Here is a 7991-nt window from a genome sequence, read left to right as displayed (position 1 = left end):
GACGAAGTCGATGCCGGCCTCGCCGGCCAGCGCCGCCAGCGCCCGCCGGATCGCCCCGTTGGCCGAGACGCCGCCCGCCGCCACCAGGGCGGTGGGCCGGCCGGCGACGCCCGAGAAGGCCCGCAGGGCCACCCGGGCGCGGTCCACCACCACGTCGACCACGGCGGCCTGGAAGCTGGCGCAGAGGTCGGCGACGTCGCGCTCGGCCAGCGGGGCGATCCGCTCGGCCTCGATCCGCAGGGCGGTCTTGAGGCCCGACAGGGAGAAGTCCGCCTCGCGCCGGCCCAGCATCGGCCGGGGCAGGGCGAAGCGCTCGGGATCGCCGGATTCGGCCATGCGCTCGACTTCGGGGCCCCCGGGATAGCCGAGGCCCAGCAGCTTGGCCGCCTTGTCGAAGGCCTCGCCGATGGCGTCGTCCACCGTCGAGCCGAGGCGCACGTAATCGCCGACTCCGCGCACGGCGACGAGCTGGGTGTGGCCGCCCGAGGCCAGCAGCAGCAGGTACGGGAAGGGCAGGTTGTCGGTCAGCCGCGCGGTCAGCGCGTGGGCCTCGAGGTGGTTCACGGCGAGCAGCGGCTTGAGGGCGACCAGCGCCAGGGTCTTGGCGGTGACGAGGCCGACCAGCACGCCGCCGATCAGCCCCGGCCCGGCCGCCACCGCGATCCCGTCGAGATCCGGGAACCCGATCCCGGCCTTGTCGAGGGCGCGGGCGATCAGCCGGTCGAGCACCTCGACATGGGCGCGGGCGGCGATCTCGGGCACGACGCCGCCATAGACGGCATGCTCGGCGATCTGGCTCAGGACCTCGTTGGCGCGGATCTGCCCGAGCCCGTCCTCATCGACGGACACCACGGAAGCGGCGGTCTCGTCGCAGGTGGTCTCGATGCCGAGCACGGTCTTCACGGGCCACTCCCTCGATCAACGGACCTGCACGCCCCCGCCGGAGAACCTGCCGGCCGGGGGGTAATCCGGGCGCCGGGCGGGCGCAATGACCGCCCGGGCGCCGAAGGGCCGCTCAGTCGACCGCGATCATCACGTCGGAGGCCTTCACCACCGCGTAGGCGGGGCCGCCGGCCACGAGCTTGAGCGAATCGACCGCCTCGTTGGTGATCGCGGCGGTAATCACCTGGCCCGGGCTGATCTCGATCTTCACGTGGGCCGTGGTCGATCCCTTGTCGACGGAGACCACCGTGCCCTTGATGACGTTGCGTGCGCTGATCTTCATGATGTGCCGCAAAGCTCCCTGGCCGCACGGGGCGGCCTCCGGCGGGTCTCCTACAACATGGCGCGGACCGGCGCGACCACCCCGGCGCCGCGTCGCGGGGGGCGAAACCAGCCCGGTGCAAGCGCCCGGGCGGACCCGCCCGCATACCCCTAATGGATGACCGGCGGGCCTCAATCCGACGTTGACGCCCTCAATCCTGCTTATCTAAGTAGGACGGACACTAGGCCATGTAGATTTAGGCTATTGTATTAATAAATACAGTACACCGGCCGATCAGCCGGACCGCGAGGGGGCCGGATGGCTGGACAAAGTGGCGACCCGCACCGCGCCGTCACGGCGGCCCCGGCCCAGCCCTCGCTGGGCACGACGGCGTCGATCGGGATCGCGTGGCTCGCCCTCCAGAACGTCGGAACCCGCATCATCGGCTTCGTCAGCCAGATCATCCTGGCGAAGATCCTGCTCCCCTCCGATTACGGCACCATCGCCCTGGCCACCGGCGCCATCGCGATCGTCAGCTCGTTTGCGGATTTCGGCCTCGAGGAGATCCTGGTCCAGCGGCAGCAGACGATGCGCCTCTGGCGCACCGCCGCGTTCTGGATGAGCCTCACGATCGGCCTCGTCCTCGCCGTCGCCTGTATCGCGGCGAGCCCGTTCTTCGCGATGCTGTACGGCGCGCCCGCGGTGACGGGGCTGATCGTGATCCAGGCGCTCGCTTTGCCGATCCGGCAACTCGGCACGATCCCGTCGGCGGCGATCAACCTGGCCCTGCGCTTCGACATCGTGGCCCGGGTCGCGTTCCTGGAGCTGCTCGGCCTGCAGGTGCTGACGATCGCCTTCGCGACGGCCGGATGCGGCGCCTACAGCTTCGCCCTGCCGGTTCCGATCATCGCGGCCGCCCGGACGGCCTATCTGTGGCGCCTCTGTCCGCAGACGATCGGAGCCCGGCCGTTCGTGCGCCGGTGGCGGCACATCGCCCGGCGCAGCATCGCGCTGGTGGGCAGCCGCATCCTGTCGACGTTCAGCGGGCAGGCCGACCTCATCCTGCTCGGCATCTTCGCGACCACGACCGAGGCCGGCCTCTACGTGTTCGCCTATCGGCTGGCGATCCAGCCGGTCCGGGTCCTCGCCGGCAGCATCACGGGCGTGATGCAGTCCGCGCTGTCGCGCCTGCGCAACGACTTCCACGGCCAGACCCAGGCGGCGCTCCGGTCGTCCCGCCTGCTGGCCTTCATCGTCATGCCGACCTGCTTCATCCCGATCCTGATCGCCGAGCCGGCCATCGCCCTGCTGTTCGGGGAAAGGTGGTCCGCCACCGGAATCGTCGTCAAGGCCCAGTGCATCGGCCTGGCCTTCTTCTCGGTCTCGTGGATTTCCGGGGCGCTCGTTCAGGCGCAGGGGGCGTTCGGCCTGGATCTCATCCTGGAGATCGTCTTCTCCGGCTTCCTGCTGCTGATCATCGGCCTGGGCGTCCACCTTGCCCCGCACGCCAGGATGGACGTCAACATCGCCTTCGCGATGCTGACCTATTACGTGCTCGTCCAGCCGCTCTACGCCTATGTCATCCTGCGGCGCGGCGGTGCCACGCTGAGGCAGGTGGCGGTCATCCATCTCGTCCCGGCCCTCTACGCATCGGCGGCCGTCGGGCTGGCGGCCTGGCTGACCAGCCATCCCGTCTTCGATGCCCACGAGCTCCTCGACATTCTGGTGGCCAGCTCGATCGCCCTGACCATCTATGTCGCCCTGCTGCGGCTCTTCTCCCGGGACGTGTTCGGGGATCTCGTCGCGCGATCCCGTCCGCTCATCCGGAAGGTCGACGGGTTGCGGCTCGCGCTCGGCAGTCCCTGATCGCGGATCGTGTGGGATGCCGGAGCTTTGGCTGAACGCCGCCGGGTCGGCCGGGGCTGGGGCAGCATGACCGCGTCGAGTCGATTTCCGCTCGCGCAGGAGGCCCTCGCGGAGGGTAAGGCCTCATCGGCTTGACAACAGGCGAACAGCCGATCGCCGCAGACTATCGCCTGCGCCCGGCTGCGGATTTGCCTCACACGCTCCGTCTCCACCGTCCTGAGAGGCTGCGCCGCCATGGTGCGAGGACCATCTGTGCGCGCATGCGCGGACCTCGTTGGGCGGATAACCCGGCGTCACTGCGTTCGTCTGTGCCCGTGGACGCGCTTATCCACGGGAACCCCGCCCCGCCGGACGGCGGGACGGGGTTGTGGGCTGGCGAGGCCGCCGTCGATCAGGCCGCCATAGGCCCGTAGCGCCGGTGCCCCTTCACGTCATAGCGGTCGAGCATCATCACCTTGTCCCAGACCCGCACGAAATCCGCCACGAACCGACGTTGGCCATCGCTGCCGGCATAGGCATCGGCGATGTTGCGCAACTGCGCGTTCGCCCCGAAGACGAGATCGTTGCGCGTGGCCTCGAACTTCACCGTTCCACTCTCGCGGTCCTTGAGGGTGAAGGCTGTTCCAGCCGCGTCGACCTTCTCCCAGACCAGACCTGTGTCGGTCAGGTGGCGGAAGAAGTCGGTCGTCAGCACCCCCACCCGATCGGTGAAGATGCCGCGGTTCGACCCGTCGTGATTGGCGTTGAGGGCCCGCAGGCCGCCGGTCAGCACCACCCATTCCGGCGCGGTCAGCGTCAGCAGGTTGGCCTTGTCGAGGAACATCTCCTCCGGCGACAGGCTCTGTGCCATCGCACCGAACCCGTCATCGACGTAGTTGCGAAACCCGTCCACCACGGGCTTCAGCCACTCGAACATCTCGATGTCCGTCAGGTCCTGCGTGGTGTCGACCCGGCCGGGCGAGAACGGCACGGACGTGTCGACCCCGGCCTCCTTGGCGGCCTTCTCCACGGCGACGCAGCCGCCGAGCACGATGAGGTCGGCCAGCGAGACCTGCTTGCCATCGGCGCGCCCGCCATTGAACGCAGCCATGACCGAGCGGAGCGCCTCGACCACAGGTGCCGCCCGGCGGTTGACGATCCAATCCTTCTGCGGGGCGAGGGCGATACGGCCGCCGTTGGCACCGCCGCGCTTGTCGCTGTCGCGGTAGGTCGAAGCCGCCGAGAAAGCGGTGAAGGCCAGGTCCGAGACGGAAAGGCCCGTGGTGAGGATCGCCTGCTTGAGGGCCGCGACCTCGTCCGCGCCGATCGGCGTGTAGGCGGCATCGGGGATCGGATCCTGCCACAGCAGGCCGTCCTCGATCGTCACCTCCGGGCCGAGGTAGCGGTGCTTGGGCCCCATGTCGCGGTGGGTGAGCTTGTACCACGCCTTGGAAAAAGCCTGCGTGAAGGCGTCGAAGTCGTTGAGGAACTTCTCACAGACCTTGCGGTACTCCGGATCGACCTTCAGGGCGATGTCGGACGTCATCATCATGAGGGGATGCATTTGGCCCGCGACATGGGCGTCGGGGGTCTTGGGCGCGTTCGGGTCCTTCGGCGTCCACTGCAGGGCGCCGGCCGGGCTTTTGGTCTGCTCCCACTCGAACTTGAAGAGGTTCTCCAAGTAGGCATTGTCCCACTTGGTCGGATCGGGGGTCCAGCTGCCCTCGATGCCGTTGGTCATCGTGTCCTTGCCGGAGCCGGTGCCCTTCGGGTTGTGCCAGCCGAGACCCATCGCCTCCATCGGCGCCATTTCCGGCGGTGGTCCGATCTCCTTGGCGGGGGTCATGCCGTGGCTCTTGCCGAAGGCATGGCCGCCGGCGATCAGCGCCACCGTCTCCTCGTCGTTCATGGCCATGCGGGTGAACGTCACCCGGATGTCGTTGGCCGAGCCCTGCGGGTCACCGTTCGCGTAAGGCCCCTCGGGGTTCACGTAGATCAGCGCCTGGTGAGAAGCCGCGAGCGGGTTTTCCAGGTCGTAGTCGGCGTCGCCGTTCTTGCCGCGCCAGCGCTTGTCGCGGTTCACCATGTCGTCGAAGCTCGACACCGAACCCATCTCGACGACTTCGGGGCCCCAGTAGGTGGCGTTGTCCGCCTCCCAGGCGTCCAGGCGCCCGCCGCCGAATCCGTAGGTCGGCAGGCCCATGATCTCCAGGGCGCAGTTGCCGGTGAGCACCATGAGGTCGGCCCAGGAGAGGGCGTTGCCGTACTTGTGCTTGATGGGCTGCAGGAGACGACGCGACTTGTCGGTGTTGCCGTTGTCCCACCAGCTTGAGATCGGCGCGAACCGCTGCATCCCGGTACCGGCGCCGCCCCGCCCGTCCGCGATGCGGTACGTGCCGGCCGAATGCCAGGCCATGCGGATCATCTGCGGGCCGTAATTGCTGTAATCGGACGGCCACCACGCCACCGACGAGGTCAGAAACTGCTTGATATCGCTCTTGAGGGCGTCGAGGTCGATCGTATTGAATGCGGCGGCGTAGTCGAAATCAGGGCCAAGGGGATCGGCCGCGACGCCGTTCTGGTGCAGAAGCTCGACCCTCAGGCGGTGCGGATACCAATTCTCGAGTGCCGGACGGCTGCCAAGAGCTCCGCCGATGCGGTCGCCCCCGAAGGGGCACTTGCCTTCCATTGGGTACGATTCGGTATTGGTCTTGTCGATCGTCATCTCGTCCATCAATATCCCCTTAGGCGTAGGACCTTGTCGCCCGGCGGATCGGGCCGCCGGCCTGTCGCTGCCAAAGGCGCGACACGTGCGACTCGTCTTCGCGGAAGCGCCTGTCTGCGCGATCCGACATCACGGGCGAAATCAGGCGCTCAGTCCTAAAAGCAAGATGTCGCGGCCGCCGTTTTAGGCTAGACGCCAACCGACCTCTCAGAGGGCGAGTCGCCTCACATTTGCGCGATGCGGCACCGTGCAGACGGTGCGCTCGTGCGGCTGGAGATCGCCCGTCCGTCATCAAGCCAAGTCCTCCGACGAGACACGCCGCACGCGATCCACCCGGTGAAGTGAGGCGACGAGAGGCGGCGCGCTCCGGGATCGGGGCGGCGCGGCTCCAGCCTGCGATGATGTCCGGCATGCCATGGCAGACACGGATCGCCGGCCGCGGGTTCTGCTGCGACGTCGCCACGGTGATGCAGGCGATCGCGTCGCGTGGCGCGATGGCGAAGCCGGCATCCTTGCCGATGGTTCGGCGAGGCTCGACCGTCATGGCTTTGCCGATCGCCTCATCGCAGGTTGCCGGCGCGGCTGCCGGCACGGGGGAAGACGCTATTAAGAGCGTCCCACGCGATCACTGCCGGGCGATGGCAGGCGGGGCCTGGAGGCCCTGCATCGCGCGGGCCTCTTCACGCACGCTGACCGGAGGCCGGCGAAGGCCGCCCACCTCCGCGCAGACGTCGTTTCGCGGCTCGAGCCGTGTGATCAGCGCTGCATATCCTTGGGCAAGTGCTGGATCGGATTGACCGTGCCGCTGCCACCGCTCCCCTGCACGGAGCCGCCCTTCATGACGTCGGTCGACGCACGGATGGCGCTCGGCGGCGCGACCTGCCCCGTCGGCTGATGCGCCGGAGAGACCGGACTGTCGGCATGATGGGTCCCCGAAGGCAGGGTCGCCGGGGTCGGTTGATCGATCTGGCTGTTGACCGACTGCGCGTGCGCGGCGCCCGACAGGGCCAGGATCATCAGGCCGAGGCCACCGGCGGCGGCGAGGGTTATCGGCCGGGCAGGCACGGGTCGCATCGACAATGAGGCTCTCCTCGAGGGATTCGATTGCGGATCGGCCCCGCACGAATGCGGCGCGGGGCCATGCCGACATGGATCGGAGGCGCGATGAGCCACGCGGCTCGGCGCGTCGCATCGCGCCGGCGGCAAGCCTTACTTGACCCCGCTCGGCTGTCCGGTCGGTCCCATGCCGATCCCGCGACCGTTCGGCGCGGAGGATGAGGCCGTCCCTGCACCCTTGTTCATCATGCTCCGGCGATGCGCCTTCGTGCGATGGCGAGTCATTCTGGCCCAGCTTGTCGGAGCCCCGTTGAGGCCCACAGCGCGCGCACCGGCGGACGCGGTAGCCGGCGTGGCGAGACTCATCGCAGCCAGCACCAAGCCGGCTGACACACCCATGAACCGGAGTGACATGATCGATAGCCCCCTGAATTTCGAGATACATTCTAGAAACAAGGGCCGAACTCAGGGTGGCCGGCTTGGTTCCACACGCGGCGATGTCCTGCCTGCATCGTCAGCAATCCGCGGGCGGAACGATCACGTCCGGTCCCAGCCGGGGCCTGTCTCACGGGCGGCCCAGGTCGGCGACAGCCTTTCGGAGGCACGCGCCCTAAGCCGGATCCTCCTCCGGATCGGCCTCGGCGTCCGCTTCCGGGATCGGCGCGGCCCCCCAGGCGGTCAGCGTCGCGTTGAGGTCGTCGAGGACGAAGTGCCGGGCGCTGTCGCGGTCATAGCCCTCGCCCAGGAGGTCGTCGTAATCGGTGAAGACGTGGCGGGCATAGGCCACCAGGGCGAGGCGCGCGGCCGTCTCCGGGGCGGCGCCGCGCAGGCCCGGGCTCGCCAGCGCCCGGTCGAGGACGGCATCGGCCTCGAAGGGGGGCTGGCGCGGGGCGAGGCGGGCCAGGTCCGCCTCCACGGCCTCCCGGGGCAGGGCGTCAAGGCCGGCGCGGGTCTCGGATTCGGGGAGGCCGCCGGCGGCGCCCCCGTCCGTTCGGGTGGGGATCCCGCTCAGGCGGACCGCCGAAAGAACAGGCGTCGCACCCCGTGCGCCTCACCGCCGCGCCGAGGATTTGGCATGGGTGACTGGCCGTACCGCCCCCGGCGAACGCCATCAGCGAACATCTTGCCGCCGGCGAAGTAGGCACAAATCTGATCCTCTTC

The 7991-nt window shown here is 68.8% G+C and carries 6 protein-coding genes; 1 reads left to right on the top strand and 5 read right to left on the bottom strand.

The genetic code is table 11. The features are described 5' to 3' along the window. Positions 1-903: tRNA (adenosine(37)-N6)-threonylcarbamoyltransferase complex transferase subunit TsaD (gene tsaD, locus AO398_RS26320; RefSeq protein ID WP_058195148.1), on the bottom strand; the 903-nt coding region annotated here is incomplete at its 3' end. Between the two features lie 112 nt (positions 904-1015). Next, positions 1016-1225 carry a TOBE domain-containing protein gene (locus AO398_RS26315; protein WP_058195152.1) on the bottom strand — a complete coding sequence of 70 codons (210 nt, stop codon included), beginning with the start codon at positions 1223-1225 and terminating at the stop codon, positions 1016-1018. A gap of 297 nt (positions 1226-1522) precedes the next feature. On the opposite strand from AO398_RS26315, the gene AO398_RS26310 reads away from it, so the two are divergent. After that, a complete protein-coding gene (locus tag AO398_RS26310; RefSeq protein WP_058195147.1) occupies positions 1523-3070 on the top strand; it encodes an oligosaccharide flippase family protein in 1548 nt (515 codons plus the stop codon). A 391-nt stretch (positions 3071-3461) separates the two neighbouring features. Here AO398_RS26310 and katG read toward each other — a convergent pair whose 3' ends face one another. From katG to AO398_RS26295, 3 genes are all read right to left on the bottom strand, one after another. Beyond that, positions 3462-5783, bottom strand: coding sequence for a catalase/peroxidase HPI (gene katG, locus AO398_RS26305; protein WP_058195146.1), 2322 nt, complete (start codon positions 5781-5783; stop codon positions 3462-3464). Between the two features lie 747 nt (positions 5784-6530). Beyond that, positions 6531-6848: a hypothetical protein gene (locus tag AO398_RS26300; RefSeq protein WP_244498897.1), complete on the bottom strand. Its 318-nt coding sequence runs from the start codon at positions 6846-6848 to the stop codon at positions 6531-6533. Positions 6849-7440: 592 nt separating this feature from the next. After that, positions 7441-7746 (bottom strand): DUF2293 domain-containing protein, encoded by a 306-nt coding sequence (locus AO398_RS26295; protein ID WP_348272377.1) that lies wholly within the window; start codon positions 7744-7746, stop codon positions 7441-7443. Between the last annotated feature and the right edge of the window lie 245 nt (positions 7747-7991).

Origin of the sequence: Methylobacterium sp. GXS13 (genome assembly GCF_001455965.1) — a bacterium.
Classification (GTDB): Bacteria; Pseudomonadota; Alphaproteobacteria; order Rhizobiales; family Beijerinckiaceae; genus Methylobacterium.
The sequence above is the reverse complement of the archived record's forward strand: the minus strand, read 5'-3'. Positions and strand labels throughout refer to the sequence as shown.

What these genes read in the sequence shown, in the direction of transcription:
- AO398_RS26315 (WP_058195152.1), bottom strand. Translation starts at nt 1,225, where the DNA reads ATGAAGATCAGCGCACGCAACGTCATCAAGGGCACGGTGGTCTCCGTC.
- AO398_RS26310 (WP_058195147.1), top strand. Translation starts at nt 1,523, where the DNA reads ATGGCTGGACAAAGTGGCGACCCGCACCGCGCCGTCACGGCGGCCCCG.
- AO398_RS26300 (WP_244498897.1), bottom strand. Translation starts at nt 6,848, where the DNA reads ATGCGACCCGTGCCTGCCCGGCCGATAACCCTCGCCGCCGCCGGTGGC.
- katG (WP_058195146.1), bottom strand. Translation starts at nt 5,783, where the DNA reads ATGGACGAGATGACGATCGACAAGACCAATACCGAATCGTACCCAATG.